At 47.2% G+C, this 25,616-nt stretch carries 25 protein-coding genes; 12 read left to right on the top strand and 13 right to left on the bottom strand.

The genetic code is table 11. The annotated features are described in order from the left end of the window. Positions 1–83 precede the first annotated feature (83 nt). The 3 genes from QUA80_RS15035 to coaBC all read left to right on the top strand — a co-directional run bounded on the left by QUA80_RS15035 (position 84) and on the right by coaBC (position 2,429). Complete coding sequence (locus tag QUA80_RS15035) at positions 84–710, top strand: alpha/beta hydrolase (protein ID WP_333425736.1); 627 nt, start codon at positions 84–86, stop codon at positions 708–710. 45 nt (positions 711–755) lie between these two features. Beyond that, the gene (gene isiD, locus QUA80_RS15030; RefSeq protein ID WP_190743522.1) at positions 756–968 is read left to right on the top strand and encodes a protein IsiD; all 213 of its coding nucleotides are present in this window, start codon (positions 756–758) and stop codon (positions 966–968) included. Between the two features lie 261 nt (positions 969–1,229). After that, positions 1,230–2,429, top strand: coding sequence for a bifunctional phosphopantothenoylcysteine decarboxylase/phosphopantothenate--cysteine ligase CoaBC (coaBC, locus tag QUA80_RS15025; RefSeq protein WP_333425735.1), 1,200 nt, complete (start codon positions 1,230–1,232; stop codon positions 2,427–2,429). 16 nt (positions 2,430–2,445) lie between these two features. Here the strand turns inward: coaBC and QUA80_RS15020 are convergent, their stop codons facing one another. Genes QUA80_RS15020 through QUA80_RS15010 form a run of 3 tightly spaced genes read right to left on the bottom strand, consistent with a single transcriptional unit; the run spans position 2,446 to position 3,536 of the window. Further along, entirely contained in the window at positions 2,446–2,838 is a 393-nt protein-coding gene (locus tag QUA80_RS15020; RefSeq protein WP_333425733.1) for a transcriptional regulator, read from the bottom strand. Beyond that, on the bottom strand, positions 2,810–3,154 hold the full coding sequence (locus QUA80_RS15015; RefSeq protein WP_333425731.1) for a type II toxin-antitoxin system RelE/ParE family toxin: 345 nt from the start codon (positions 3,152–3,154) through the stop codon (positions 2,810–2,812). Before QUA80_RS15015 ends, QUA80_RS15020 begins: the two co-directional genes overlap by 29 nt. A 4-nt stretch (positions 3,155–3,158) precedes the next feature. Beyond that, a complete protein-coding gene (locus tag QUA80_RS15010) occupies positions 3,159–3,536 on the bottom strand; it encodes a transcriptional regulator (RefSeq protein ID WP_333425729.1) in 378 nt (125 codons plus the stop codon). Positions 3,537–4,004: 468 nt separating this feature from the next. Here QUA80_RS15010 and QUA80_RS15005 point away from each other — a divergent pair, with 468 nt between their 5' ends. Beyond that, positions 4,005–4,478, top strand: coding sequence for a hypothetical protein (locus QUA80_RS15005; RefSeq protein ID WP_333425728.1), 474 nt, complete (start codon positions 4,005–4,007; stop codon positions 4,476–4,478). A gap of 251 nt (positions 4,479–4,729) precedes the next feature. On the opposite strand, the gene QUA80_RS15000 is transcribed toward QUA80_RS15005, so the two are convergent. The 4 genes from QUA80_RS15000 to QUA80_RS14985 form a co-directional block, all read right to left on the bottom strand. After that, positions 4,730–5,800 (bottom strand): aromatic ring-hydroxylating dioxygenase subunit alpha, encoded by a 1,071-nt coding sequence (locus QUA80_RS15000; protein ID WP_333425726.1) that lies wholly within the window; start codon positions 5,798–5,800, stop codon positions 4,730–4,732. Continuing rightward, positions 5,800–6,486 carry a class I SAM-dependent methyltransferase gene (locus QUA80_RS14995; RefSeq protein WP_333425724.1) on the bottom strand — a complete coding sequence of 229 codons (687 nt, stop codon included), beginning with the start codon at positions 6,484–6,486 and terminating at the stop codon, positions 5,800–5,802. The genes QUA80_RS15000 and QUA80_RS14995 overlap by 1 nt, the downstream gene beginning before the upstream one ends. Before the next feature lie 431 nt (positions 6,487–6,917). Next, a complete protein-coding gene (locus QUA80_RS14990; RefSeq protein WP_445302238.1) occupies positions 6,918–8,918 on the bottom strand; it encodes an FAD-dependent oxidoreductase in 2,001 nt (666 codons plus the stop codon). Positions 8,919–8,954: 36 nt separating this feature from the next. After that, positions 8,955–9,092 (bottom strand): hypothetical protein, encoded by a 138-nt coding sequence (locus QUA80_RS14985; RefSeq protein ID WP_333425722.1) that lies wholly within the window; start codon positions 9,090–9,092, stop codon positions 8,955–8,957. A gap of 129 nt (positions 9,093–9,221) precedes the next feature. On the opposite strand from QUA80_RS14985, the gene QUA80_RS14980 reads away from it, so the two are divergent. Beyond that, positions 9,222–9,446 carry a hypothetical protein gene (locus QUA80_RS14980; RefSeq protein ID WP_333425721.1) on the top strand — a complete coding sequence of 75 codons (225 nt, stop codon included), beginning with the start codon at positions 9,222–9,224 and terminating at the stop codon, positions 9,444–9,446. Positions 9,447–9,908: 462 nt separating this feature from the next. Here the strand turns inward: QUA80_RS14980 and QUA80_RS14975 are convergent, their stop codons facing one another. Beyond that, positions 9,909–10,055 (bottom strand): hypothetical protein, encoded by a 147-nt coding sequence (locus tag QUA80_RS14975; RefSeq protein ID WP_333425719.1) that lies wholly within the window; start codon positions 10,053–10,055, stop codon positions 9,909–9,911. A 117-nt stretch (positions 10,056–10,172) separates the two neighbouring features. On the opposite strand from QUA80_RS14975, the gene QUA80_RS14970 reads away from it, so the two are divergent. Both QUA80_RS14970 and QUA80_RS14965 read left to right on the top strand, forming a co-directional pair. Further along, the gene (locus QUA80_RS14970) at positions 10,173–11,432 is read left to right on the top strand and encodes a CHAT domain-containing protein (RefSeq protein ID WP_333425717.1); all 1,260 of its coding nucleotides are present in this window, start codon (positions 10,173–10,175) and stop codon (positions 11,430–11,432) included. A 128-nt stretch (positions 11,433–11,560) separates the two neighbouring features. After that, positions 11,561–13,675 carry a hypothetical protein gene (locus QUA80_RS14965; RefSeq protein ID WP_333425715.1) on the top strand — a complete coding sequence of 705 codons (2,115 nt, stop codon included), beginning with the start codon at positions 11,561–11,563 and terminating at the stop codon, positions 13,673–13,675. Positions 13,676–13,733: 58 nt separating this feature from the next. Here QUA80_RS14965 and QUA80_RS14960 read toward each other — a convergent pair whose 3' ends face one another. From QUA80_RS14960 to QUA80_RS14950, 3 genes are read right to left on the bottom strand one after another with little or no spacing between them, the layout of a single operon-like run. Then, complete coding sequence (locus QUA80_RS14960; protein ID WP_333425713.1) at positions 13,734–14,678, bottom strand: hypothetical protein; 945 nt, start codon at positions 14,676–14,678, stop codon at positions 13,734–13,736. Positions 14,679–14,684: 6 nt separating this feature from the next. After that, entirely contained in the window at positions 14,685–16,298 is a 1,614-nt protein-coding gene (locus QUA80_RS14955; RefSeq protein WP_333425711.1) for a glycosyltransferase family 39 protein, read from the bottom strand. A gap of 17 nt (positions 16,299–16,315) precedes the next feature. Beyond that, entirely contained in the window at positions 16,316–16,594 is a 279-nt protein-coding gene (locus QUA80_RS14950) for a hypothetical protein (RefSeq protein ID WP_333425709.1), read from the bottom strand. Positions 16,595–17,387: 793 nt separating this feature from the next. On the opposite strand from QUA80_RS14950, the gene QUA80_RS14945 reads away from it, so the two are divergent. Then, positions 17,388–19,481, top strand: a complete 2,094-nt coding sequence (locus QUA80_RS14945; RefSeq protein ID WP_333425707.1) for an iron uptake porin — start codon at positions 17,388–17,390, stop codon at positions 19,479–19,481. 135 nt (positions 19,482–19,616) lie between these two features. Here the strand turns inward: QUA80_RS14945 and QUA80_RS14940 are convergent, their stop codons facing one another. Both QUA80_RS14940 and QUA80_RS14935 read right to left on the bottom strand, forming a co-directional pair. Continuing rightward, positions 19,617–20,870 (bottom strand): FIST N-terminal domain-containing protein, encoded by a 1,254-nt coding sequence (locus tag QUA80_RS14940; RefSeq protein ID WP_333425705.1) that lies wholly within the window; start codon positions 20,868–20,870, stop codon positions 19,617–19,619. Between the two features lie 270 nt (positions 20,871–21,140). Then, positions 21,141–21,293, bottom strand: coding sequence for a hypothetical protein (locus QUA80_RS14935; protein ID WP_333343631.1), 153 nt, complete (start codon positions 21,291–21,293; stop codon positions 21,141–21,143). Positions 21,294–21,339: 46 nt separating this feature from the next. On the opposite strand from QUA80_RS14935, the gene QUA80_RS14930 reads away from it, so the two are divergent. The 4 genes from QUA80_RS14930 (at position 21,340) to QUA80_RS14915 (ending at position 25,383) form a co-directional block, all read left to right on the top strand. Beyond that, a complete protein-coding gene (locus QUA80_RS14930; protein WP_333244407.1) occupies positions 21,340–21,576 on the top strand; it encodes a Calvin cycle protein CP12 in 237 nt (78 codons plus the stop codon). 792 nt (positions 21,577–22,368) lie between these two features. Beyond that, entirely contained in the window at positions 22,369–22,989 is a 621-nt protein-coding gene (locus tag QUA80_RS14925) for a DUF3177 family protein (protein ID WP_333425703.1), read from the top strand. Positions 22,990–23,131: 142 nt separating this feature from the next. Further along, the gene (locus QUA80_RS14920) at positions 23,132–24,586 is read left to right on the top strand and encodes a hypothetical protein (protein WP_333425701.1); all 1,455 of its coding nucleotides are present in this window, start codon (positions 23,132–23,134) and stop codon (positions 24,584–24,586) included. 515 nt (positions 24,587–25,101) lie between these two features. Continuing rightward, on the top strand, positions 25,102–25,383 hold the full coding sequence (locus QUA80_RS14915; protein ID WP_333425699.1) for a peptidoglycan-binding domain-containing protein: 282 nt from the start codon (positions 25,102–25,104) through the stop codon (positions 25,381–25,383). Positions 25,384–25,616: the final 233 nt, after the last annotated feature.

Genomic DNA, 25,616 nt, shown 5'->3' with positions numbered 1-25,616 from the left:
CTCACCCAAACAAATATCTGGGGTTTTAGCCGCTGCTACAATTTATAATTGTAGCAATGCCAGATTACCAATTACTAACTACGATGTCTTTACAATCTATTAGCATTCCGCCAACCATCGATCGCAAACCTGTCGCTTTGATTGTCGCTTTGCACGGATGGGGTGCTAATGCTCGGGATTTGACTTCCTTAGCACCGGCTTTCAATCTGCCGGATTATCAGTTTGTGTTTCCCGATGCCCCGTTTCCTCATCCCCATGTAATGGGCGGCAAAATGTGGTATGACCTTCAAAACAAAGACGCTCAGGGATTGGTACAAAGTCGGCAATTGCTGAGGGAATTTTTGCTGTCTTTGGAAAGCAGCACGGGTGTGCCTTTGTCTCGGACAATTTTAGGCGGTTTTTCTCAAGGTGGAGCGATGACTCTAGATTTGGGATTGACTTTGCCCGTAGCCGGTTTAATTTGTCTGAGCGGTTATTTGCACCCGTCGATTTCGCCAGTTGCCGGGAGTGTTTTACCACCTGTTTTAATCGTGCACGGTACTCAAGATACTATTGTACCCGTTAGTGCTGGTGTGCGATCGCGCGACAGTTTGACTGCTTGGGAAGCTGCGGTGCAGTATCAAGAATTTAACATGGGACACGAGATTCTGCCGGAAGTTATAGATGTAATGCGAAGTTTTGTTGTAGAAACTGTGTCGAAATCTGATTAAAGGTTTAGTATATAGTATGGCGGAAGTCTCGGGCAGGGGAAAAAAATGAAAACTTTAACCAAAGCATCGCGCGATATTGCTGTACTTACTTCTCAGGACGTGGCAGAATTGGCTGTCCGTTTGGAAGTTGACGATTATGCAGATCCTTTTGAGGGATTGAATGATTGGCATTTGTTGCGATCGCTTGCTTTTCAGCGGCCGGAGCTGGTTGAACCTTATCTCCACCTTCTGGATATGGAAGCCTACGACGAAGCATAGACTTAAAAATCTAGCTTAAAATTTTCGACGGAATTGAGGAAGAAGTTAGCAGCATCTTTTGTTGCAGATTAAACAGATGAATTAGGGATTTTAGTCTGTTTTTATCTTAATTTCTTTCTTGATTCTTTTTTATGATAAAATGACACCAGTTTCCAAAAAGAATGTGAATGTATGCCAGCTCTCAACCGGGTATTCATCAGTCATTCCCCATTTAAAATTTAAAATCTAAAATCTAAAATCTAAAATCTAAAATGGTATGACATGAAGGCCAGACGAATTTTAATCGGCGTTAGCGGCGGGATTGCGGCTTACAAAGTTTGCGAAGTAGTTTCCACTTTAGCGAAAGCTGGAGCGGAAGTTAAAGCTATTCTTACTGATGCGGCCGGGGAGTTTGTAACGCCTTTGACTTTTGCTACTCTTTGCCGCCATCCTGCTTTTACTGACAAAGATTTTTGGCAAGCAAATCACGGCCGCCCTTTGCACATTCAACTCGGAGAATGGGCGGAAGTTTTTGTTATTGCTCCCCTGACAGCTAATACTTTGGCTAAGTTGGCGGGTGGTTTTGCTGATAATTTGCTGACTAATACTGTCTTAGCTTCTACTTGCCCTATTTTGCTGGCACCGGCGATGAATACGGATATGTGGGAACAGCCGGCCGTGCAGCGAAATTGGCGGGAAGTTTTGACCGATCCCCGCTATCATGCTGCCAATCCGGGGGCGGGAATGCTGGCGTGCGATCGCGCGGGTGTCGGCCGCATGGCAGAACCTGATGAGATTTTGCCTCATATTGAATCGCTGTTGTATGCGAAGGGCGATCGAGATTTAGCGGGCCTTCGGGTGTTGATCGGTGCGGGAGGAACGCGCGAACACCTCGATCCGGTGCGGTTTATCGGCAATCCTTCCAGCGGCAAAATGGGTATAGCTTTGGCGCAAGCTGCAGGGCACCGGGGCGCGACAGTGACGCTGGTACACAGTATAACTGGGGAGTTGCCGCTCTCAGGTGTGCGGGCGATCGCAGTAGCGAGTGCCCGAGAAATGCGGCAGGCGATGCTGCAATGCTTTCACGAGGCGGATTTGACGGTGATGGCGGCGGCGGTAGCGGATGTGAAGCCGGCTGAGTACAGCAGTGAAAAACTGCCGAAGCGATCGCTCCCGAATAGTTTGCCTTTGGCACCGGTAGCGGATATTGTGGCAGAGTTGGGACATTTGAAACAGCCGCACCAAAAATTAATCGGGTTTGCAGCACAAACTGGGGATATTGTCAAGCCAGCTTTGGAGAAATTGCGGGCGAAGAAACTGGATGTAATTGCCGCAAACCCGATCGATCGAATAGGTGCAGGTTTTGGCAGCAATACCAATGAAGCAATATTAATTAATGCCGCCGGGAAGCAAGTAGAAATAGCATCTTGCAGCAAGCTAGAAATGGCTCACCGGTTGTTTGATTTTGTGAGGGAGGGGTGAGGGCGCGATTTACTCCTTAACTGGGATTAACTACTGGTTCGGGCGATAATTCTGATTCCCCAATTTCCGTTGATTCGGAGTCAGGGGGCAACTCAGTATCTGCGACAGTAATTGCTAGTTTAAATCCTAATGCTTCGAGCAATTCTACCAAACTATAGATTTCCAAACCGCCGCTTTCAGTCAGTATCTTATCAAGTTTTTCGTGATGCTGTTTTGCTGACTCCGAAAGAGCATTCATCCTGATTTTAGCCTCAATCACCTTTCTGATGGCATTTCTCAGGAGTGCTGGTTCAGGGTCTTTTTCTTCCAAGATAGCCCCGATAAAACCAGCAGATTCTTCAGGCTCTTTGAGAGATTCAATTAGGTACTCGCGGTAGCTGTCACTCGTAGGCATTTTCACGTTTTTCATAATCTGTCCAGTATTCTATAGCTTGTCGAATGTCCTGTTCTTGGGTGCTTTTATCCCCAGCTATGAGGATTACCACAATTGTCAAGCCGACTTGTCCGAAGTAGAGGCGGTAGCCCGGGCCATAATTAATTCTGAGTTCAAAAACTCCTTGTCCCACTGACTTGAAATCTCCGAGATTGCCTTGCTCAACTCGGTCAAGCCTAGACTTGATTCTAACTCTAACATTTCGATCGCGGAGCGAATCAAGCCACTCGGTGAATGGTGCCGTACCTTCTGGTGTAGTGTAACGTCGAATTTCCCTCGGTTGTACTTCCATAATTTTATCGCAGTCGATCGGCAATTTCTATCGTAGGGCGATCGGTAGTACATTCAGCAGACAACTCAATATCAGCTATATTAATTCCTAGTTTAAATCCTAACGCTTCGAGCAGTGCTACCAAACTATAGATTTCCGAACCTGCACTTTCTGTCAACATCTTGTCGAGCTTGTCCCATTGAAGTTGAGCTGACTCTGATAAATTGTTGAACTTTAGCCGAGAATCTACAACATCTTTGAGTACCATTTGGATCAATTTAGGTTCATCGCTGGCTTCTGTCAATGTCACCTCGATATAACCTGCTGCTTCTTGGGCATTTCTCAGAGATTCGATCAGACATTCTTGGTAATTCCTACTCGTTGGTGCTTTCACGTCTTTCATAGTCTCTTCAATATTGAATAGCTTTGCCAATCTCTCGCTCTTGAAAGCTCTTATCTCCACCTATTAGCAGAAGTACAATTGTCAGCCAGACTTGTCCAAAGTAAAGCCGATATCCAGGGCAAAAGTCAATTTTGAGTTCAAAAACTCCTTCTCAGACGGACTTACAATCTCCTAGATTACCAGTCATGACTCGCTTAAGCCTTAACCGAATCCTATTTTTGCCTGTGGTATCCCGGAGCGAGTTATACCAATCTTCAAAAGGATTTGTCCCATCTGCTCTCAGGTAGTTGCGAATTTCTCTCTCGTTGTACTTCCATGATTTTATCGTAATTGATTAACAATTTCTATCGTAAGTGCGATCGACAGTCCATTCAAAAAGCAAATCATACTTAAGACAGAGGCATTCGAGCGACAAAATAGTAAACCTTGTTTGAGGGAACAAAGTTTAAATCAAACAGGGCATTGTGAATGAATTTTAAATCGATCGCAAAAACCAATCTACTATTCGGCAGCCTGATAATTAGCCTCGGATTGCAAACACTTCCAGCCACAGCGCAAGCAGTCACCGACGCGCAAGTTTCCGCCCTCGTAGAAGCGCTGCGACAAGCCGCCCCGCCACAAGCCACAAATGACGGAATGTACAGTCAGTGGCAAGTTTTACCGAACAATATTTCCCGTTGGGCAAAGTTCTGTACCAAACAAGATTTAACACCGCAACAATTTGAGGCCGACGCGACAAAAGCCAAATCAATTGTTACCTGTATCGTGGGCGATTTGCTGCGCGACGAATACAAAGCTAGCAGCAACAATGAATTAACCGCTGTACGCCGCGCCGCTTGCTGGTGGATGACAGGGGACTCCGCAGCTTGTAAAAGCGGGGCAACTGCTACTTATGCGGATAAGGTTGTCAGCGTTTACCAGCAGCAGCGTCCTAAAAAGTAAGGTTTGTGCTGCGGGATTTAGGTTTTTTGACCGCAGATAGGGGCAGATTAACGCAGATTAACGCAGATTGGCGATCGGTTTCATTCGCCGATCGCCAATTCATCTTCTTTTAAAGTAACTGTTAGTCTAAATCCTAGCGCATCCAAATACAATTTCTGCGTTCAGGACTAGCCGAATTTACCTCGGTTGTAATTCCCTGATTTTTGGGAAATATACATATTAGCCTGTGCAGATTTCAATCTGTGACTGAATTATCCATTTTCTGCCTGACTTCTCATCAACTTTTGCACGCTGGCTAAAGCCCGATTTAATTCATAACTTTTTCTTTCTGAATTCTGCAAAAAAGCCTGCTGTTCTTCCTCGATCATTAATACATCCTGCCGCACCAAACCATCTAATAACTTTTGAGCAGCACCGAAACAACTATCTTTGATAAACTTGCGAAACCAAACAGGCAATTTGTGCAGCCGCCAAAACGCATTTAATGAGGTAAAATGAATTAAATAAGCGCGAGTTGCTGTCTCGCTCACCGGACAAACCAAGCAGTAAATCTTAAAGTCGCTCCCCAAAGTTGAAACCCAGTGCGGGTAAACATAGCTCACCTCCAGCGGTTCCGGGTGCAGTCGGCGCAGAGACTTAAAAAATAACTGAGAAATTGACCAAATTTTATCTATTTTGTAATAACTTTGTGCCTGATAGCGAGCAGTTACTTGATGCTCGTTTTCTTCTAAAGTATCTAACACCGGATTTGCCCAAGCTTGCCAATCATCGTGCAAGTGTCCGTGGTACATATCCATCAAATTTTCAATTAAAAATGAATAGTGAGCGTGACAGTCGATGACTGAAACTGTGGCAATATAATTGAGATGTTCCCACTCTGATAAATCTAATAAATCTATTTTTTCTGCTTTGGTTCCGTCGCCGGGAAACAGCCAGATAAAACCGTTTTTTTCCTTGACGGGATAGGAGCGAATTTTGCAGTTAGGTAGCTTTTGATTTTCTGCTAAATAATCTACTTCGGCGCATTCTCCCCTTGCATTTAACCGCCATCCGTGGTAAGCACATTCGATTAAATCGCCTTTAACTTGGCCGTGGCTGAGTTTAACTTGTCGGTGCGGACATCTATCTTCTAAAGCGTTGATTTTGCCCGCACTGTCGCGGAAAAGTACGATCGCCCGATTCCAGATTTTCGCAGCGACGGGCTGAGTTTGCACCTCGCTGCTGCGGGCGATCGCATACCAGCGATCGAGATTAATGCCCAACTCGCGGATGTGAGTTTTTTGTCCCCTTGCAGATTCCGATTTTATCGCGTTGTTTTGCATTACAAATGTTCCCAGATTACGCCCATAAAACAACCCAATTTTACAAAATAACAGCCCGGAAAGCAACGACCGTAAATTTTTCTAAATCTCCCTTCTGACAAATATCTGTCGCTAGCTAAATGCTTCAACCAGCTTGGCGACACTCTAAATCTTAATAATCTTGAAGCATTGCGAAATCCGTATTTGGAACAGTCAGGAATAAAATCTCTTGCTGCACCTAATATGTAGCCTATTGTAGCAGGTGTTTCGACTTCCGATATATTATCTAAAAAGACAATTTTTCCGTGCGGATTTAACATTTTTTTTATTGCAGAGAGGGCGGCGGGGAGATTGTGCAAGTGGTGGAAAGTGGCATCACTAACTATTAAATCAAATTTGCGGTCTAACACTAATTTACTGGCATCCATTTGGATGTATTCGATATTAGGAGCTGAGCGTTTTTGACTGGCTATAGCCAGCAGTTTTGCTGATAAATCGACGGCGACTACTTTATCGTAATACTGGGCTAATTCAAAAGCCAGAATTCCAGAGCCGCAGCCAATATCTAATGCTGCACCTTTGCTAGTCGATAGGTTTTTAATAAAGAAATCATTCTGGCTTTGCAAAGTGGCAGCGAAATCGTATTCTGTTGCAAAAGCATCAAACATTACAGATTTATTGCGAATTTTGCAGTTATTCTTCAGCATCTATTATTGCTTTATACTTATTGACTATTTTAACCGCAGATGCACCAGCTCAACGCAAATATTTTTTTTGCAAGCTCTGCTTTTTCTTCTCACCGAAACCACACCCACAAACCATAACTTATCTTAAAAAAAGAATGCAACTGTAGCAAACCTGCAAACCCTGATTGAATCAGTCAGTCGATTTGAGATTTGAGATTTGAGATTTGAGATTTACTCCACAAATGAATCTGGCAGGTTGAAGTAGGATAGCAAATTTTTCTCTCTCCACGACAGGAGTAGGTGGCACGGTATCCATTTTGGGGCGGGTCATTCCCAATTATTCAATTCTCAAATCTAAAATCTCAAATCTCAAATGCTATGGCTGGGGGCGGTTTTCACCGAGAATAGCAGCCAATAATTGACGATTTATAAAACCCGCCCCGCTGCAAACCTTAGATTTTTAACACGCCTTCGGGATTCACTGTCAAGAGCGATCGCCTCTGCAAACCCTCCTGATATAAAATAGCATTAGCTGCCAACAAACCGCTGCTAACAGCCCTTTCCATTAAACCGCACGGAAACGGCATTTTTACCCAATCTCCCGCAAACAACAGATTGGGAACAGCGCAGCAAGTTTCTGGTCTTTCCGCATAACTGCCGGGCGGATATCCAGAGAAATTTTTTTGATTTACCAATTCCCGGTGCAGCATATTTGCCTCTTTTAATTCCGGTACAATTTCGTACAATTCTTGCTCAAAAGTCGCCAGCAAAACTTCCTGGTTCGGAAATTCCTTCTCCTTGTAACAATAAGCGTGCAGTTCCACTACACTACCGCCAGTTTTCTGATTCCACTCGATGAACCGATCCTGAATTTTGTGGTAAAGCGTAATGCTGTCAGTCAGTTTGTAGCCGGAAAGCGAACTGAAATTGCTGTGCTCCCAGGGAAAATCGCGATCGAACCAAAAACGGCCCACCGCAAACGGATCGGCTATTTTCAAACTCTCGATTCGGCTGTGCACCTGCGGATTTACCTCACCGCTGGCCAAACTAAACAAATGCTGCATCCCCGGAACATCTGCCGCAAAAACATAGTAATCAGCCTTCAATGTTTCCGCCAAATTCTGCGTCTGGGAATTGTTCGCGGCGGAAACCAACTGTACCTCATCTGCTTTTTCATCGACTACCTTAAATCGAGGCAAATCCCGCTGAGCAGGCCCGCTGACAACTCGCCCTTCGGCATCAAAAACGGCCCCGTGACAAGGACAGTGAAATTGACCGTCGTTCTGTTTCTGAACTGTGCAGCCTTGGTGAGTGCAGCTCAGAGAAATTGCCTCTTTTCCCGACGGTGCGGCGGCAAATACGCTGTCCCCAGCGCCGAAATATTCGGTAGAGTTGCTGTCAGTTAACAGCGCGTTTCGCTTTACCCAAAAAGGTATTTTAGTTTGCACGTCTGCCGACTGGTAAGTCAAAGAATCAATCTGACCGTTTTCCCAGCGAATGTCACTGACTGCGACATCTGTTAATACTTTGCCGCCTTTGCTTTCAATGGCTTTGGCAATAGGCTGCACCAAACTCGTGCCCATATCTTGCCGCGTGCCGTTGAATGCCAAACCCTCTGGATTTCCGAAAAAGTAAAAGTGGAAGAATTGCATTAATTCTCCCGCGCTCAATTCGTCGGGAGCGTTGAGGCTGGACTTGGCAAAAGGCAGAAAATACAAGTCATAAAGCCCGCGCGGGAATTCACCTTTTACCCAGTCGGCAACTGAGATATTGTCGAGGCGATCGAAAGTTTTTTGAGTTTGAAAACCGCCGATTTCCCGAAACACTTGCCAGTGAGCGGGTTTTGTCAGATTGATTCCCCACTTGAGCCGATTGGGAGAAGATATCCCCAAATCAACTATATTCCAGGGGAAAGCTGAATGGTTGGGACGGAAAACTTCGGGTTCGTATTTGCCGTCTCGAAACAGAACGGCGTAGGATTCTAAAGATACAAAGTTATCGGTAATTTCTAGTTCTTCAACCACACTTTTGAGGTTGTAGTATTGCGGAAAAAAACCGTGGAAACCGTGTTCCATCATAAAAGTTTCGTTCCCGACTTGAATCGGCCAACTAGCAATTTTGCCGCCGAGTTGGGGCGATTTCTCTAGCAATGTTACGGCGAAACCCCGCTGGGAGAGTTCGTAAGCACAGGCGAGCCCGGCCAAGCCTGCCCCGACAACTGCAACGGTTTTGCGCTGATTCAGCATTCGCGGCAAGTCAATAGAATCTTGCACAAAAACGGCGGGCTCTGGCTTGGAAAATCGAGAGTAGCCCAGCAGCCCGCCGGCGGCACCGACTCCGAGGAATTTCAGGGCGGTTCTTCGAGAAAATGGTTGGGATAGCGGTGAATTGGTTGATTGACTCATCAGCGGTACGCGGTAACGGGCTTTAAACACAAATACGCCATAAGGCATATATCATAGACCGAAAGCAGGATATGTGAAGAAATACTAAGACAGATTTCCCCGTCCGATCGCGATCGCACCCTGCCAAGTGCGATCGCACACAATGTATAGCCGAAGGAAGCAGGCTTCAGTTATCGTCGCGAGAGAACCAAGAATCAACAAGGAAAAAGCGATCGACCGCATAGCGTAAAATCCTCTAAATAATTAGGTGTGTTTATTGATAACTTAGGGGTGTGAGCGATATATGCCACACTTATTGGATCGATCGGGAGAAGTGCGATAAATTTTAGAGTTTTTAACCGAAGAACGATCGTGCCACGCAAAAAAATCGAAGCACCCGCATTAATTTATGTTGCTCAACTCTTGGCAACTGCCACCAATGATGCTAAAAAATTAGGAAATTTCCAGGCAAAATCTTATGCCAAAAGCAGTCTCTGTGAACTGTACGAAATAACCGGGCAGATATCGGAGGAAAAACAATCAATCAGTCGAGCTTTAAGTAAGTTGTCGCGAAAAAACCTAACTATTTTAAAATAAGTAAATACAGAGAATATGTCTACTGAAGTAACTCAATATATCGGCGCTCGATTCAGGGTAATTTCTTTCTCAACACCAAGACAAAACCCGATTCAACCTGAGAACTGCGGATGTGCGACAAAAAGTCAAACACGCCCGTAGAGATAATGCCGGTTAAATGTACCAGGGTGCTATGTATAGCGCTTCTCATAAAATGAGGTATTTACTAATTAATTAACAATTCCTCAATCCCCCAATCTAAAATCTAAAATCTAAAATCTAAACTTGTACCTCATCTATCTGAAACAGGCTATAGGACACAGGACTTACTTGAAGAAACCGGCTTTTTGCGTAAGTCCTGTTGATGCAAAACTTCTGCCTGCTTTACAAAAGTTTACATAAATCGCGAATTTCTTGGCGCGGGGACTCTGTTGGTGCTGGTGTCCACGCCCTACGGCAGAGATTTGCGGTTTGTCTTGAATGCTATAATCGTGCCGCGATCGCCAGCACAGTCAAATATTCCCAGCCACATCCCAGCTTTTGCCAACTGCTGCCGTCAACTGCGCCCTCAACCGCCACAAAACCATGCACTACCAATCCCCGCAGCAACGCCAAAAACACGCGACTCATAAAAAAATTAAAAAAGCTATTTTTTACTGTTTGACAGCAATATTTTTCTGCTGGAGCACGGCGAACCTCGCTACAATTGCCCAAAACACAGACCAGGGGGGGCTTAACGGGCAAGAAATGAGAAATTTACTCGATCGGGGAAACCTCACCGAAGCCTTAACCAGAATCGAACAAGACTGGGAAGAAGACTATCAAAAATACTTTGAACAAGACTTTAGGGCCCGTGCGAAAACCGCCCAAGCAATATCAGAAACTCTCTCCCGCCTAGCAGTTCAAACAAAGAAAAAACCAGCTTTAATTTACGCTATCCCGCGCACAGATCAACTAGAATTAATCTTAATATTGCCCGATCGCCCGCCCATTAACCGCAGCGTCCCGGAAGCCAAACAAGAGATACTGCTCTCAGCAGTCCAAGAATTCGGCAGCGAAATCACCAATCCCGTAAAACTCAACACCACCAGCTATCTAGAACCAGCCCAACAACTCTACAAATGGATAATTGCACCCCTAGAAACAGATTTGCAAACAGGAAAAATTGAAACATTGCTGTTCTGCGTCGGCGCAGGTTTGCGAACCGTACCACTAGGAGCAATGCACGACGGACAGCAATTTCTGATCCAAAAATACAGCCTCGCCCGCATCCCCGCCTTCAAATTCACAGACAGCAATTACACCGACCTCAGAAACACCCAAGTCCTAGCAATGGGAGCATCAAATTTTTCAGAAACGGCAAACAAAGAACCGCTGCCGGCAGTGCCGTTAGAATTGGGCGCGATCGCCCGACAGTGGCCCGGTCAATCGTTTCTCAACGAAGATTTCACCATAGTAAACTTGCAATCCCAGCGACTGCAACAAAAATACGGAATCATCCACCTTGCCACCCACGCAGAATTCCGCCCAGGAACCCCAAATAACTCCTACATTCAATTTTGGGACACCCAACTGGGTCTCGATCAAATGAGAGATTTAAAATGGAACAATCCGCCTCTTGAACTGTTAGTATTAAGTGCCTGTAGAACCGCATTGGGAGACAAAGAAGCAGAACTCGGATTTGCCGGTTTAGCGCTGCAATCGGGAGCAAAATCAGCCCTCGCCAGTCTGTGGTACGTCAGCGATGCGGGGACTCTCGCCCTGATGAGTGAGTTTTACCAGCAGTTAAAAATCAGCAGGCCAAAAGATCCTCCCATGATTAAAGCGGAAGCTCTCAGGCAAGCACAAATTGCCGCGATCGAAGGCAAAGTGACGATCGAAGGCGGTCAACTGCGAACTTCCCGAGGCGACATTCCCTTGCCCCCGTCCATCCCCACACTCGACAGCAAAGATTTATCCCATCCGTATTATTGGGCAGCTTTCAGCATAATCGGCAGTCCTTGGTAAATGGGCCTCTTGACCGACACAGGTGATAGGCTATACAACATAAAGTAATTTAATATCTGTAGCTGTCGCTCAACAAACCACCACCAACCTGTGATGAATCAAGCGGGAGCCTTCAAGGGGAAAGAAAGATGAAAAAATTAGAATTTTTGCTACAGAAAGAAGGCGATCGCGCCTGGTTGCCCCTAGAAACCTCCGACGTGGAAATTCTAGAAGGCAAATACCGCGTGGTTGCTAGGATTCAGCACCCCAACACCGACATCGAAATTCGCGTTACCCATACTTCCTTCGAGCAAGGGGCGCAGCGGAAAGTCCAAAGCCGATCGGCCCGCACCAACCCCGAAGGATTAGTCGTGATCATTCCCTACACCAGGCTCAAACCGGGACTGTGGGAACTCTCCTGCTTGCCAGATCCCAAATCAACACCATTAAAACCTTGGCAGTACGGCGTTCAGTTGGAAGTATTGCCCGCAGAATCGGAAACTTCCGAACCGCTACCGCCGATCGACCAAACCGAACCCGCAACTGCCGCCGCCGCACCAAAAATCCCCGCAACTGCCGCGGCAGCACCAAAAATCCCCGCCACTGCCGCGGCAGCACCAAAAATCGCCGCAGCGGTCGATCGTCCCGCCCCAACCCAAATCCCACCAGCCGCTGAGGCACCGCAGCAGACCAAAATCTACCAATTTCCAATTCCCCAAACCCCCCAACCTAAACCCCACGTCAAACTCGAACTCGCCCTCGATCGAGAAACCTTCGTCACCCAACTCGGTCGCCCCTTAATCATTTCCGGCAAAATCGACATTCCCCACCCCCCCCAAAAAACCAGAAAAACAGCAACTCTCATCCCCGAATCCGAAGCGCTAGAACTCAAGCAACTCATCGGTTCAGCACAACTGCAAATTTACCTGCGCGACCCCCAAACCTCACAAATTCTCGCCCAAATCCAGCAGCCGATGCCAGAACAAGTTCCCCCCTGCATCTTTGCCTGCGTCACCTACATCCCAACCGAGTGCAAAAGCCGCCTAATTTTAGGAGAAGCAATTCTCACCAGCGGCAGCATAACCCTTGCCACCAAACTATTCACAATTACAGCGCGTTTAGAGCATCTTCTAGAGGAAATTAAAGACAATTTCATCGAAGAAAAGCATCAAGCCGAACCCTCCCCAACAGCCTCAAAACCGCCTCGCAGCCCCAAAAATGTATCCTTCCTCAAGCTAGTAGAAAAATCTTTAGACCCTCCATCCGCCGCCGAAACCCCAACCGCTGAGGCCCTGCCCCCTCAACTGAGTTCCCGTCAGACTCCAAGTGCAGGCGGCCTAGAACTGCCCGCATTCGGTAACAAACTGCCCGAGGGCAGCCGATCGCAATTGCTGTCGGAAATCTCCAATTCGCCTCGAACAGCCGCAGAGTCGATCGACCCACAAACCAAACCCTCAGACATTCCACAATCCCCTAAAACAGCGGAAATCGGAGCGATCGACCAAAAACCCGAAAACAGCCCCGAATTAGAAACAACCGCCCCAGAAACCCAGCCAGCACCCACAAAACAGGCATTTCAAACCTTAAACGTCGAAAGTCGATTTTGGTCGCGACTGAGTTCCTTAGCCAGCAACGGCGAATCCCCCGACTGGCTGAAAGCAACCACCCTGTCCCCCACTGCAAAAACCACCGCCAATAGCAGCGACGCAATTGCCGTTGTCCAAGAAAGCAGTCCCACCCAGCAGCAAGCCGAAACCAGCGAAACAATTTCCGACCCCAAATCCACTAGCCCGGAAGCCAGAGAATTTGTGGTCTTTGACGAGCCCCCGCAGCCGAAACAAGTTGCTCAAAAAACCGCAACTGTCGCAGCAGAAGACACTCCCCCGATTCCCTACGTTTTGCCAGAAGACGAGTTAGTACCGATGCCCATTTTGGAATTGCCTCGCGCCGAAATCGTCGCCGGCGGGCCGGTAAAAGTGCAAGTGCAACTCCCGGAATTAATGCCCCGGATTTATGTGAAAGTTTGGGTGTACGATCGGCAAACCTACCTGATTCTCGACGGGCCGCGCTGGATTACCGAATTTAAATCTAACGGGTTGGGAAACGTCCGAGCAAGTATCGAGTTAGAGATTCCCTACGGCTGCATGGAAGTCGAATTTGAGGCTATCGCCGTCGAAATGCAAACTCAGCGGGAAAGCCACAAAGTAAGCGTTCACCGCCAAGTTTTACCCCCAGCCGGGCCAACTTTACCCCTGGATAGGTAAGCCCAAATCCGCGTGCATCCGCGTTCATCCGCTGACATCTGCGGTTAAAAAATTCTACTTACTTCCCCGCCAACTGCCGAAACTTCTTCTTAAACTTATTCTTGTACACGTAGATCGATCGCTGCCAATCCTCAACTTGCAGCGACATCTCGGCAGCCAAACCCGTGCGGTTCCAAACATCCTCCTCACACTTGCGGCGGCAAAAATTCATCGGTTCCGAGTAAACTTTCCCACTAGATAAAGTCGGCTTCGGCCCGCACCAGTGAATCACAGTCGCCTGAGTGCGATCGGCCGCAGGCCCGCTTTCTTCCACCGGAAACCGCTTTCTGACCACATCTTGGTCAAAATCCGGCACCAACAACTGCATATCCACACTCTGCACCCGCAGCCGATTTTCTTGCGCGGCCCGGAAAATCATAAAGTTCAAAAACCCCATTTCTCCGTACTTAAATATCCCCGGATTTGCCGCTGTAAAATCTAAAATTTCCACGTATTCTTCCAAGCTAAAAACGCCGCGCTTTGCAAAAAAAGTACCGGTGCAGAAATAATTAGCTCGATATTTCGACCAGTTAAAAGAGGGGAAATGCTTCTCAACGCCCGGAATGTCAAAGAAAAATTTTGAAACATCTGCATCAGAATTTTCCTGACAAGGTTGGTCTACAATAAAATCAAAGTCTTGAAAATTAGCCAACTTGAGAACATCGCCCCAAACGATCGTATCGGCATCCAAAACCATAAAATTTGACCAAGGACTTTCCCAGAAAGCAATCATTTTAGTTTTGCCCCAACCAAAACTTCTTTTTCTGAGAACCTCTTCAGAAACGCTTGTGCGATCGATAACTCGCACCCCGTAGGACTTTTCCAAAGCACTCACAGAAAACGTACCGTCAATCAACAGACAAATCGGCACATCTCCCAGAAAATATCGGATGCTAGCACAGCAACCCTTAGCAAACAGATAATCCTGGTCGCAGCAGGCAATAATAATACCAAAATCTTCCATAAACCCTCACTTTTTTACTAACTTGCCTAGCCACAGCGTTTCGGTTTTTTGTTCTGAAAGCAGCTCGATTTTCAAGTTTTGCATTTTCGCCAGCTTAGCACTAAACTTCTGCGATCGCCCGCAGACAAAAACATCGCTAAAACCGCTAGGAATATTGGGTATAGTTGGTCTGTCAAACAACTGAGCTCGGCGGCGCGCTTCCGGGTCAAGCAATACCAATTGCAGCCGCACTTTCGGTTCTAACAAATGACTCATTGAGAGTATATTTCCCAGACTGACTTCCGAGATATCACTGACAAGCAGCGGCTTTGGAGCACGATCGATCCTGCGAGCAATTTCGGGATTTTCCCGGCCCCATTCCTTAGTCCACCAAGTCTCGGCTTGAGAACTAACGGCATTCGACAGCACCCCCCCCGTTAACAGTACAACTGTCAAAACTTTCCACATTTGCCGTTTCCAGCTTGGCACGCCCAGCGCGGTAATTTTAGTCGCTAAAAGGTAAGCAACAGCGATTTGCATCCCCAAATAAGTCGGAAATAGGTAGCGAGCTTTAGTCGATCGGATTCCTCCCAATATAACATCCGGCAGCATCACTGCCAGTGCTGTCACCGCCATCACCGTCAATACAAACAGCCAAACCTGTTTGTTCGTCTCCGAACACAGAAAATAAACTGCATACCCTACGATTGTCAATAAACTTAAAGTCGCTGCCACTAAACCAATAAGATATACGGATCTCGCATGAGAAGTTAGCCCCAAATCAAAAAAAACGCGACCGATATTTCCGGCCCAATTTTTAACTAAAGATAGCCTCTGACTTCCTAGACTAGCCCAACTTGTCGCCCCGGATGCTGCACTTTTATTTACCAGTAAGATTTCCATCCAAGGCAGAAATGCTAGCAACGACACGGCAATTGCGATCGAGTAACTCACTAGCTTTTTATTCGACGTAAAACCTGGAGTTCCTGCGATATAAAATCCGTGTCCTAACGCAACTAACAAACTAAATAAATGAGTGTAAAATCCCAGAATATTTGCTACTGCGTAAATGCTCCAACTTAGCTTGTTTTGCAGCCGCAGTGCTCGCAGCAGAGAGGCACAAGAAAGCAAAATCAGGGCCTGCCACAAACTGTAGGGACGTGCTTCTTGAGCGTAAAGCACGTGCAACGGAGAAACTGCTAGCAATCCCACGGCTATCCACGCCACTTCCGGCGGTGCAAACAATTCTCGGCACAGCCAGTACAGACCAGGAAACGCTAACAAACTCATCCAAACTGAGAAACTTCTGATCGCTGCCGGAGAATCACCGAATAGTTTTGCCCAACACTTGACTGCCAGAAAATACAGTGGTGGCAGTTGAGGTTCTTCTATTGCCAAACTTTTAACAGTATCGCCAAAATCTTTTGTCGCATTGAGGCGCTGATATTTCATCAAATCTTTTGCTGCTAATAACTGACCGCTGCTTATTTCATGAAGAACTTCTGTTTGCGTGTATCCAGAAATCCGCAGGGAAGTAAATGCTTCATCATACCAATAAAACTTTTTGTCTATGTTGACGAAGCGAAAGAAAAATCCTAATAGCAATAATACCACTACTAACAGCCGCAGTTTGCTTTTCATCCCAGTCAGAGATGGTGTCAAAAAATATAGATGGCACACCTCAATTTAACATACCATAGAAAGAGCGACTGTATTGCCCAATCTACAGGTTGTTCGATCGCCTTCCCATCACTGGCGGCATTTACTTGTGTTCTTAGCAACTGAAAACCGTCTTGGATGCACTCCTTACTGTCGTAAACCCGGTTTTTTAACTTTGAGCGATCGCCTAAAAGGAAGTATTGGCGTTCATCTAACCCGGTTGATGCGTCCAGGATGCCCGGAGAATCAATGGACACTTTGGCAGTGGCATAAATCACAGAGAAAATGTCCTTTGATCTCCCGAGGCTGTGCCAAAAAAATAACTGGTTGTCAAACGCAAGACAGGGAGACCACAAAACTATAATTTCAGCTAACAGACATTCAGTCGGCTGCTGCTGCCAGACCGCAAAAAAATTGTGTTAAAGTAGCGGGAAATTAAATCCGCCAACGGGCAGTCTCAAAAATAGCGATCGCGCTGGCAAGTCGAGACTGCTGGGGCCATCAAAAAACCAAAATTGGTCAAGCCGGAACTTTGGTTTGGACGGGGTAAATTTACCAACCTTTAGCTCTGACTTCCCCACTATTGGCTGAAAAATACCCCCTGCCGCGCTGCGAGGTTTAAAGTTAGCTTAAAAAGCTTGACATTCTAGGAGAAAAAGCTGTATAAGGGATGCGACAAGCAGCCACAATCCTACCTATAACTGTCTGTTAAGTCTGGCGTAACCGAAGGCTCTGGGCAGTTGTCAGTTAAAGGCAGATAGTGGTCGAACCCGTAAAACCAGTTGTCGATCGCCCGCAAAGCAAGTCAAGCAAGTCTGGCGATCTAGAGATGAGATTAGCAGGTGATGGTATAATCAACTGTAATGAAATGTGGGGTTGACCTGAATTGATGCCTGGGCCGTACAAGGAGCCAGCCTCCTACGTTCAACCAGGAACTAGACACGCCTACTGTGAATCAACAGTTATGGATAGGTTCTATTTTGGCAGTTATTGTCAACAGGCAAGCAACCACAAAAATTAGCAGTTGGGAATTGCCGATCGAGTTGAATAGAGTGTGAAGGTGTGAGGAAAATGAACAGAACTTTTTGGAATTTACTGCTAGTATCCCCGACAATTCTGGGGTTATCATCAGTCGTCAGTGCCGCTGCGATCGCAGCAGAAGCTCCAGCAACCGCTGAAGCCAACCAGCTAGCTACAGCTCAGTCATCTGAGTCAAAAATAGCAGAAATAGCTGCAGAAATAGTTGCAGAACCAGTTGCAGCAGCCCCTGCTGCCCCAGAAAAGCTGGCTTTAAACAGCAGCGCTGAAGCTGCCCAAACCCCGGTCGCCAACTCCGCCGAGGCCCAAAAACAGCCTGAAAAACTGGCTGCAATCGAACCAGACACCAGCGCAGCAGCACTCGAAACCACAGCGAGCGAAATCGACTCAGCAGCCCCAAGCGCTCCCGCCAGCACAGCAGCAGCGACTGAACCCGTAGCAGCAGCCAGCACAGTCGAACCGTCGTCGCCCCAAGCATCAGACTTGGCCTTACAAAGCAGCCAGACAGACACCGCTGCGAAAATAGAAGTGCCAGCAGTCACCGCTGCGAAAATAGAAGTGCCAGCAGTCGCCAGCACCCCAGCTACTACCCCAGCTACTAAGGTAGAAATTGCTCAGGCAGTACCCGGAGGAATGGGCGGCCCGATCGTCCCTGTCGCTCCCCAAGCACTGCCGGCCCAACAGTCCGGAACCATGTCCCAGGTGACATCAGTCACTCAGCTCTCCGACGTGCGCCCGACAGATTGGGCATTCCAAGCCCTGCAATCCCTAGTCGAACGCTACAGTTGTATCGTAGGTTATCCCGACGGCACCTACCGCGGCAACCGCGCCCTGACTCGCTACGAATTTGCAGCCGGCGTCAACGCTTGCTTAGACAACATAACCCAACTAATTGGGTCAACAGGTAACTTGGTCACCAGAGACGACTTAGCCATCCTGCAACGCCTGCAAGAAGAATTTGCTGCCGAACTCGCTACCCTGCGCGGACGGGTAGACGGCCTAGAAGCTCGCACCGCAGAACTCGAAGCCAACCAGTTCTCCACCACAACCAAACTGGCAGGAGAAGTCATTTTTGCCGCCAGCGACACCTTCGGAGATGCAGTTGGCACTCGCGACGACAAAACAGTCACCAACTTCGGCTACCGGGTGCGCTTGAGCTTATTGACAAGCTTCACCGGTCGAGATTTGCTCAAAACCCGCTTGCAAGCAGGCAACATCGCCCGCTACGACAGAGCCACGGCTACCGGTACCAACATGGCTCGCCTAAGCTATGAGGGGGGTGAGAGTAGCAATTTCATACTTGAGGAGCTGTACTATAGTTTCCCGACGGGTAACGCTACATTCATTGTCGGTCCTCTAGGACTTGACCTGGATGAAATTGCAAACACAGCTAGTCCCTTTAAGTCTACAGGTACAACTTCAATTTCCAGATTTGGATCTCGTAGTAACCCGGCCGTATTCCGCGGGCCGCAGGGAGCTGGCGCAAGTATGACTTACAACTTCGGCAACTTCCAAGCTACCGCGGGCTATCTGGCCGGCGAGAGCGATGCTCCCAACCCCGCAAACGGCAGGGGGGTTGCCGACGGTTCTTTCAGCGCTCTGGGTCAGATAGGCTTTTTTAGCAAACCGTTTGATTTGGGCCTGACTTACACCCGGAAATACAATCGCGCAGGCGATGTTAACATCTTGAATAGCACCGGCAGTTCTTTGGCGAACCAGCCCTTCGGTCTAGCACCCACTGCATCCGATAACTTTGGGGTGCAGGTTAACTTCAAACCCAGCAGCCGCTTTCAGATTGGCGGTTGGTACGGTTATACGAAGGCTGAACAACTGCGGGGCGGCAACAATGACGCTACCATCCAGAATGGTGCTATCACTTTGGCCCTGGCAGATTTTGGCCGGCAAGGCAACCTCCTCGGCTTCGTCTTCGGTGTACCGCCAAAAGTTACTGAGAGTGATGTCGCCAGAAACCGCAACACCTCTTATCACTTAGAGGGTTTCTATCGCTTCCAAGTCAATGACTTTATTGCGGTGACACCGGGCGTTTACGTGATTCTGAATCCCGAACACAACAACAGAAACGACGATATCTGGGTCGGACTCCTGCGGACTACCTTTAGTTTCTAAGGTTTCCAGACATTTAGTGACAGCTAAAAGCGGCAGGCGACTGCCGCTTTTAGTTATTGGTCATCAGTCGATCGATTTGAGATTTGAGATTGTCAACAGTCATCAGTCATCAGTCAACAGTCAACAGTTCAGAAATTATGAATTTTGGCGGCAAATCCCGAATACTGAGGTGTAGCCGTGCAGAAATGTGCTGCCGCCGACGGGGCCGATTTCGCCGTTGCAGAAAAAGCCGCTCAGAGGGATGTTTTTGAGGTATCGGCCAAAGAGTCGGGAGTCAAAGTTCGATTGGCCGTAAAGTCCTTCACCGCGCCCCAGACAAGAGAACATCAAAGCCCCGGCAGTGGATGTACCTCTGTACTCGGCGGCCCGCTGATAGCGATCGAGCAGCATTTCTAGGTCTTCTGCGGAGGTGCGGGCATCCCGCAGGTGAAATTGGATGCGCTGTCCGGGACGGACTCGATCGCCGATCGCAATCGCCCCCACTTTCGGATCTACTCCCAACAGATTGCGGATTAAAAAATCTCCCGGCTCTAATTTCAGCTTGAATTCATCGCTGACTAAGCCTACAAATAACGAGTGCTGGGCTAATTCTCGGTCTTCTTCGCTCAAAGTTTGAACTAACTCTCGAAGTGCCTCTAAGGGCGATCGCTCGATGCCCCCGCTGCTGCTATCGTCGGTTTGTTCTTCGAGTTTCAGCAAAATATTCCGATCTCCTTCCGTCACCCGATAAGGATGCCCGATCGGCCGGCAGCCTTGAGCGACTATTGTTTCCAAAACTATATTGCCGCTCAAAGCCACTCCAACCGTCCCTTCTCGATAAAGCTGATAGTTGCAAAACAGCGCTGCGCCCCTACCCGCACCGTCCCCGCCGGCGAGCCCCCCTACCTTCGCCGCACCCGGATAGGCATAATCTAGCCCTTGCAGCAAATCGTTAATTTTTGCCGAAAATGGGTCGGCGAAAATAATAAACTGCGGTTCTTCCCGGGCTGGCACGCCCAACAGATTCACCCAAGTATCCGGGGGACTGTCTAAGTCCGGTAGTTCTTCTGCCTTGACGTGAAAAGTTCTGACGTTCACTCCCGGCAAGCGCGCCAGACTCAGGCTGACTGCTGGAGCTCCCTCGACTTCTTCGGTGAGGCCGCCCCGGTTCGTGCCGATGACTCCTCCCCCGCCGCAGCCCAGGATCGCTGGCACCGGCAGCAGTTCTCGGAGTAAAGGCATCAGCCGAGAATACTCGCTGGCAAAGGCAGACGAGATAAATATCAGGGCTAAATCTGCCCGGCCTTCTAAGGTTCGATCTGCTTGTTCTATAACTTCTTTGAGGGCTGATTCCAAAGAGGGGCGGGTTGATAAAGCGCTGACCCACTGCATTTTGTTTTTGGTGTACATACGGCGAACTTCTCTATAAAACTATCTCTATACATTAGGCTAACCGCAACTGGCCGCTGGCGGGACGGTATTCTTGGGCGATCGATTCCCCCAGAAGGCGGTTCTTGTGTTAACATAAGTTAACATGAGGGTCGAATAAATCTGTTTGGTGTTAAATGTCGTCTTCCGCTAAATCTTAAAAGATAAAGCTCAATACAGTTTGACACACCAACTTCATGTAATGTTTTGATCGAAAGTAAGGTCGGCTCGACCTACATTGATGCCTGGCGACTAAAACCCGCCAACGGGATAGAGTAAAGCAGGAAGTAGAGACACCTGCTGCAACCGCAGTTGATGGATGGTTTCTATCTGGCCCGCTGCAACAGCAGCGCATCTCCAGCTACTATTAGCCTGGTCGCCAGACCGAAACTGCCAATCCAACACAAACTAACATCCAAAAAGAAAACCTTTCTTACTCAATAAGGTGACTATGACAACAACACCCGCAGGCAACATCCAAGAACAAATTGCAGAAGAACTAGAAAGCGCTCGTAGCGTCTGTGACCTCAAGGGCGCCACTTCCGGGGAATGCGCGGCCGCGTGGGACGCAGTTGAAGAACTGCAAGCAGAAGCTTCCCACCAAAAGCAAGTCAAACCTAAGAATTCTTTTGAAAAGTATTGCGACGACAACCCTGACGCTGCTGAATGCCGCATCTACGACGAATAAACGAGCAATTTAGCTCTACGCCTTCCCTCCCGCGCCTCCGTCTAACTTTGGGCGCGGGAGGATTTCACGGGTTCAGCCTTCAGGTAATGGCGAGATTTTCCCTCTATCCTGTCTCAAATACGAAATTTGAAAGCGTGCCAAGTGAATATGGCAATTTTTGCAGCAGCAACTGGAACATTAAGCAGAGTGTTCCAGTTGCTGATTTTTTGGCATGGCATAATTGGGGGGTGATTTTGATTGTGGTGTCGGATGATCCCCCGATCCCGTCGGGTGTATTTGCACAGCAGGTGGGACACCTAACCCCTACTCCCTACAAGCATCATCCTCAAGTTGTGCAACGCTGATTTTTTAGCATTTTTATAGAAAAAGACTGGAGGCGGAAAAAGATCGAGACTTTAGTCCGCTTGACTTGAGCGACACTTCTGGAGTTGGGTCAAGAGTGTTCGTGAGTCTTGTACTAGGCGTGATACGATCGTTGTCGTAGGTTAAAAATTGAGTATAACTAGACAACGCAAAAACTCGCCCTCTTATTGTTGAGTGCGCAGTCACGCTTAACGTTGTTGCTGTCTGGGAAAACTTGCATTTGAACCAAAATCTAAATACATACAGACAACCGATCGAGTACGGTAGGGCATACCGGAATTAACGCTTGGGGAGAAGACACCTCTACTTAGGCTGGAGAAATCCTGTCGCAAGCAAGTGACTTCGTTGAACCAAGAATCTCAGTCACCAAGAGTGTACAGAGTGTCAAAGTAGAATTTGTCATAAATAAGTGAGTATATTTTCCCAAAGATGTTGAGTCTTTTATTGGCAGCCACCGGGCCTTGGTTTCAACCGCTAGTTTGGATGGATTACCGGTTGTCTGTGTTATTAACAATTTCGATCCCGCTGGTAGTTCTGATTTGGGCTGTTTTTGCAAAAGCTGAGGCTATTGTCCGTTTGTCGATTATTTATTGGCGGGTGGCGAGTTTGCTGGCAATTACACTTTACCTGATGATGGCTGCGCTGCCAGTGAGCTTTGTCTCGTCGGTGATGGGGAGGGCTTTGATTCCTGCTTGTCTGTGGTTTTGGCAGGATTTAAACGAAGAAATTGCCGATCGACCGCAGTCGCCCCTGAAACTGGCTTTTACAGCTTGGCGGTGGGCGATTACTGTTTACAGCAGTTTGGGCGCGATCGCTCAAATTCCCTTCTTAAGCTGTGCCTTTAAATCTCAAATTCAGGTAATTGACGAACCTTTTTGCCGCGTTTGGTTAGACCCGCCTTGGCTGTACAAAGAGATGTTTCACGCTACAGCAAACCCTCAATTTTTGGGATTGTTGGGTCTGATAGGTTTGGCAATTTATGTACTTTACTTGTCATACTTTGTCCTAATTAGACTGGGAAAACAGGGGAGGTCAGCTACCGGAAATTAAGTGATTTCAATTAAGTATTTGCCTCCTAAATTCTAGCTAAAATATTCAACAAAAAACTCAAAAATTTCAAATCAAAAAATCAGGGGCGCATCTACGAAACAATCAAACTAACAACAATATCGGGATCGCTGGCGTGACAGTAATGTTATTGGAAAAGACTGTGATGGATAGCAAACAGGCATACTTGCAGTGCTTAGAAAGGCTGACTTGGGCGATCGATCGCCTAGAAGCAAAAGTCGAACCAAGTGAACTCGCTTGGATTGCCGAACTGATAGTTCAGCCGATGATGGGGCCCTGGCGATTTTTTCACACTCCCGAACATATTTTTGATGTGGGGGGAAATGAAGATGCGATCGAGGTTTTGGCAGCTTTATTTCACGATACAGTCTACGTGCAAGTCGATCACAGCATTAACTTTAACGTCAGCTACTACATCACTCCTGTTACAAAAGAAGTTAACAAACAGCTACAAATTCGGGAGCAATCTGAACTGTCTGCGGATGCTACCTTTGAGATGGTAATGCTAGTATTCGGTTTTGTACCGGGGGAAGTGCTCAATCCTTTCACAGGACAAAACGAATTTCTCAGCGCTTTGGTAGCAGCAAAAGCTCTAGAACCATTTCTCAAACGCGAGCAATTGCTTCAAATTTCAGCCTGCATAGAAGCAACCATTCCGTTTCGTTCCGCTGAGTGGGGAGTAACGGTAAGCCAGCACCTTTATGACCGCTTGCAAGCAATAAATAGCCTGTTTAAACTCAGTTTTACAGACGAGCAACTGCAGGAAACGGTGAAAAAAGCTGTGCGAATTTCTAACAGGGATGTGATGAGTTTTGCTCACCAGAGTTCAGCCCATTTTTTGGCAAATACCTGGAATTTACTGCCGGAAACCAATCACAATCTCACATCCTGGGGTTTTTACACGGTTCGGGACTACCGAGTTGCTTTGCTGAAGATGGAAGGTTTTCTGAATAATCTCAAGCCAGAGGTGATTTTTCGGCAGTTTCAGGGATATCCAGACGATCGCACCTATCAGCGCTGGGAAACTACTGCTAAGTACAATCTTGAAATTGCGAAGCTTTATTTGGGCTGCAAACTGGCTGCTATCGCACTGCTGGAAGTTCTTTCTTCGGGTTTTGGACTCGATGTCTCTCTGGCGATGATGATGGGAGAACTTCCAGATCGAGCTACTCGATGCGTGGGCCTGGAAAGCTTTTTTCCAGAAATAGATAAACCTTACAAACCTAAAAGTGGTTTAGAAGCAGAAGTATTGAATTTATTAGAAAATGGGCGGGCTAAAAGCATTTCTAATACGGATTTGGATAACTCACCGCTGACAACGTTTGTGGTGAAAATTGTTGGTTTTGACGAAATGCGCTATCAGTGCGATCGAGCTAAGGAGTTTTTTCGGCAAAATCTGGACGCTGACGGCTTTATTTCCGACTTTAACCCGATAGTTACAGAAAGTGTTATTGATTCAATTGTCAAGTTGTTTGACAGCCGCAAATCTACTATCTACCGATTCTATGATATCACTTCTAAGTTAAAGTCCCAACCTCAGATTAATTTTCCCGATCGCCCTTTTCGCTTAAATGGTTAACTAGCTTTAAATACAGTATTTTTGCCTCCTCTATAGAAAAGACCCTTACTCAGCTTATACAACAGTGGATCGATTACACCGTGACAGGATTGATTGCCTCGCTTTCTCTACGTCAATCTGCCTATCCATCCCGACACCGACAGCCGTACAGGTAAGTAGCTAGGCGGGATTAAACCGCATAATGCAACACTATGTAAACAGGTTTAAATCAGCCAGTAGAGAGCCTTTGGAGACTTTGCCCTCGTTTAAATAGGGGCGTTTTTTCGCGCCGCCCTACTTATGGTGTGGGGCTGGTGGCAAAGATGCTAAAAGTTGATAAACAATGGAAATTCGCCGCTGTTTGCCTTTGACAATTATTTTATACAAAACGGATTTGATAGCTGGCTGTCACTCATCTGAGCTACCTCAGATAAGCGTCACTATAAAAAGCGACTGTTAAAGCACTTCCCCCCACAGCTACAACTGGGGAATAGCAAGTTCAAACGACTTGCAAACCACTAATCCCCAATCAAACCATGCAAACCACAAATTCAATTTACACCCAATTGCCTCTTTGCTCTTCACTGCCCACACTGCAACGAAATAATAGTACCACTGCCAATCAAAACGTGCGCTATCTCCAACAATCCTTAGTTAAAAAGGGATATCCCGTCGCAACTGATGGATTCTTCGGCCCAAAAACCGAACAAGCAGTCATCAAATTTCAAAAGGAAAATAAGATTGCTGTTGATGGCATTGTCGGCCCTCAAACTTGGAGTCTATTAGGGGCTTGTTATACAGATGAACCCGGATGTTAAGTCCAAGTTAACTAATCCTAGGTGCACGAGTAGCAAGAAACTGGTTTTTTTCACAGCAAGACTTCCTTTACCCCCCCAGAAACGCTAAAAAACTTGGTGGTTGAGCGAAGCCGAAACCTCGTTTATGCCCGTCAAAAGTGCATCCAGGACTATTAATTAGGGCTTACTGAATAAGTTAGGAAAAATTGCGATCGCACTTGATGGGCAATTCAAGCTCGGCAAAACATAAGTTT

This window comes from Microcoleus sp. F4-D5 (assembly GCF_036704885.1).
Classification (GTDB): domain Bacteria; phylum Cyanobacteriota; class Cyanobacteriia; order Cyanobacteriales; family Microcoleaceae; genus Microcoleus.
The sequence above is the reverse complement of the archived record's forward strand: the minus strand, read 5'-3'. Positions and strand labels throughout refer to the sequence as shown.

What these genes read in the sequence shown, in the direction of transcription:
- QUA80_RS15035 (WP_333425736.1), top strand. Translation starts at nt 84, where the DNA reads ATGTCTTTACAATCTATTAGCATTCCGCCAACCATCGATCGCAAACCT.
- isiD (WP_190743522.1), top strand. Translation starts at nt 756, where the DNA reads ATGAAAACTTTAACCAAAGCATCGCGCGATATTGCTGTACTTACTTCT.
- coaBC (WP_333425735.1), top strand. Translation starts at nt 1,230, where the DNA reads ATGAAGGCCAGACGAATTTTAATCGGCGTTAGCGGCGGGATTGCGGCT.
- QUA80_RS15020 (WP_333425733.1), bottom strand. Translation starts at nt 2,838, where the DNA reads ATGAAAAACGTGAAAATGCCTACGAGTGACAGCTACCGCGAGTACCTA.
- QUA80_RS15015 (WP_333425731.1), bottom strand. Translation starts at nt 3,154, where the DNA reads ATGGAAGTACAACCGAGGGAAATTCGACGTTACACTACACCAGAAGGT.
- QUA80_RS15010 (WP_333425729.1), bottom strand. Translation starts at nt 3,536, where the DNA reads ATGAAAGACGTGAAAGCACCAACGAGTAGGAATTACCAAGAATGTCTG.
- QUA80_RS15005 (WP_333425728.1), top strand. Translation starts at nt 4,005, where the DNA reads ATGAATTTTAAATCGATCGCAAAAACCAATCTACTATTCGGCAGCCTG.
- QUA80_RS15000 (WP_333425726.1), bottom strand. Translation starts at nt 5,800, where the DNA reads ATGCAAAACAACGCGATAAAATCGGAATCTGCAAGGGGACAAAAAACT.
- QUA80_RS14995 (WP_333425724.1), bottom strand. Translation starts at nt 6,486, where the DNA reads ATGCTGAAGAATAACTGCAAAATTCGCAATAAATCTGTAATGTTTGAT.
- QUA80_RS14990 (WP_445302238.1), bottom strand. Translation starts at nt 8,918, where the DNA reads ATGCCTTATGGCGTATTTGTGTTTAAAGCCCGTTACCGCGTACCGCTG.
- QUA80_RS14985 (WP_333425722.1), bottom strand. Translation starts at nt 9,092, where the DNA reads ATGCGGTCGATCGCTTTTTCCTTGTTGATTCTTGGTTCTCTCGCGACG.
- QUA80_RS14975 (WP_333425719.1), bottom strand. Translation starts at nt 10,055, where the DNA reads ATGAGTCGCGTGTTTTTGGCGTTGCTGCGGGGATTGGTAGTGCATGGT.
- QUA80_RS14970 (WP_333425717.1), top strand. Translation starts at nt 10,173, where the DNA reads ATGAGAAATTTACTCGATCGGGGAAACCTCACCGAAGCCTTAACCAGA.
- QUA80_RS14965 (WP_333425715.1), top strand. Translation starts at nt 11,561, where the DNA reads ATGAAAAAATTAGAATTTTTGCTACAGAAAGAAGGCGATCGCGCCTGG.
- QUA80_RS14960 (WP_333425713.1), bottom strand. Translation starts at nt 14,678, where the DNA reads ATGGAAGATTTTGGTATTATTATTGCCTGCTGCGACCAGGATTATCTG.
- QUA80_RS14955 (WP_333425711.1), bottom strand. Translation starts at nt 16,298, where the DNA reads ATGAAAAGCAAACTGCGGCTGTTAGTAGTGGTATTATTGCTATTAGGA.
- QUA80_RS14945 (WP_333425707.1), top strand. Translation starts at nt 17,388, where the DNA reads ATGAACAGAACTTTTTGGAATTTACTGCTAGTATCCCCGACAATTCTG.
- QUA80_RS14940 (WP_333425705.1), bottom strand. Translation starts at nt 20,870, where the DNA reads ATGTACACCAAAAACAAAATGCAGTGGGTCAGCGCTTTATCAACCCGC.
- QUA80_RS14930 (WP_333244407.1), top strand. Translation starts at nt 21,340, where the DNA reads ATGACAACAACACCCGCAGGCAACATCCAAGAACAAATTGCAGAAGAA.
- QUA80_RS14925 (WP_333425703.1), top strand. Translation starts at nt 22,369, where the DNA reads ATGTTGAGTCTTTTATTGGCAGCCACCGGGCCTTGGTTTCAACCGCTA.
- QUA80_RS14920 (WP_333425701.1), top strand. Translation starts at nt 23,132, where the DNA reads ATGTTATTGGAAAAGACTGTGATGGATAGCAAACAGGCATACTTGCAG.
- QUA80_RS14915 (WP_333425699.1), top strand. Translation starts at nt 25,102, where the DNA reads ATGCAAACCACAAATTCAATTTACACCCAATTGCCTCTTTGCTCTTCA.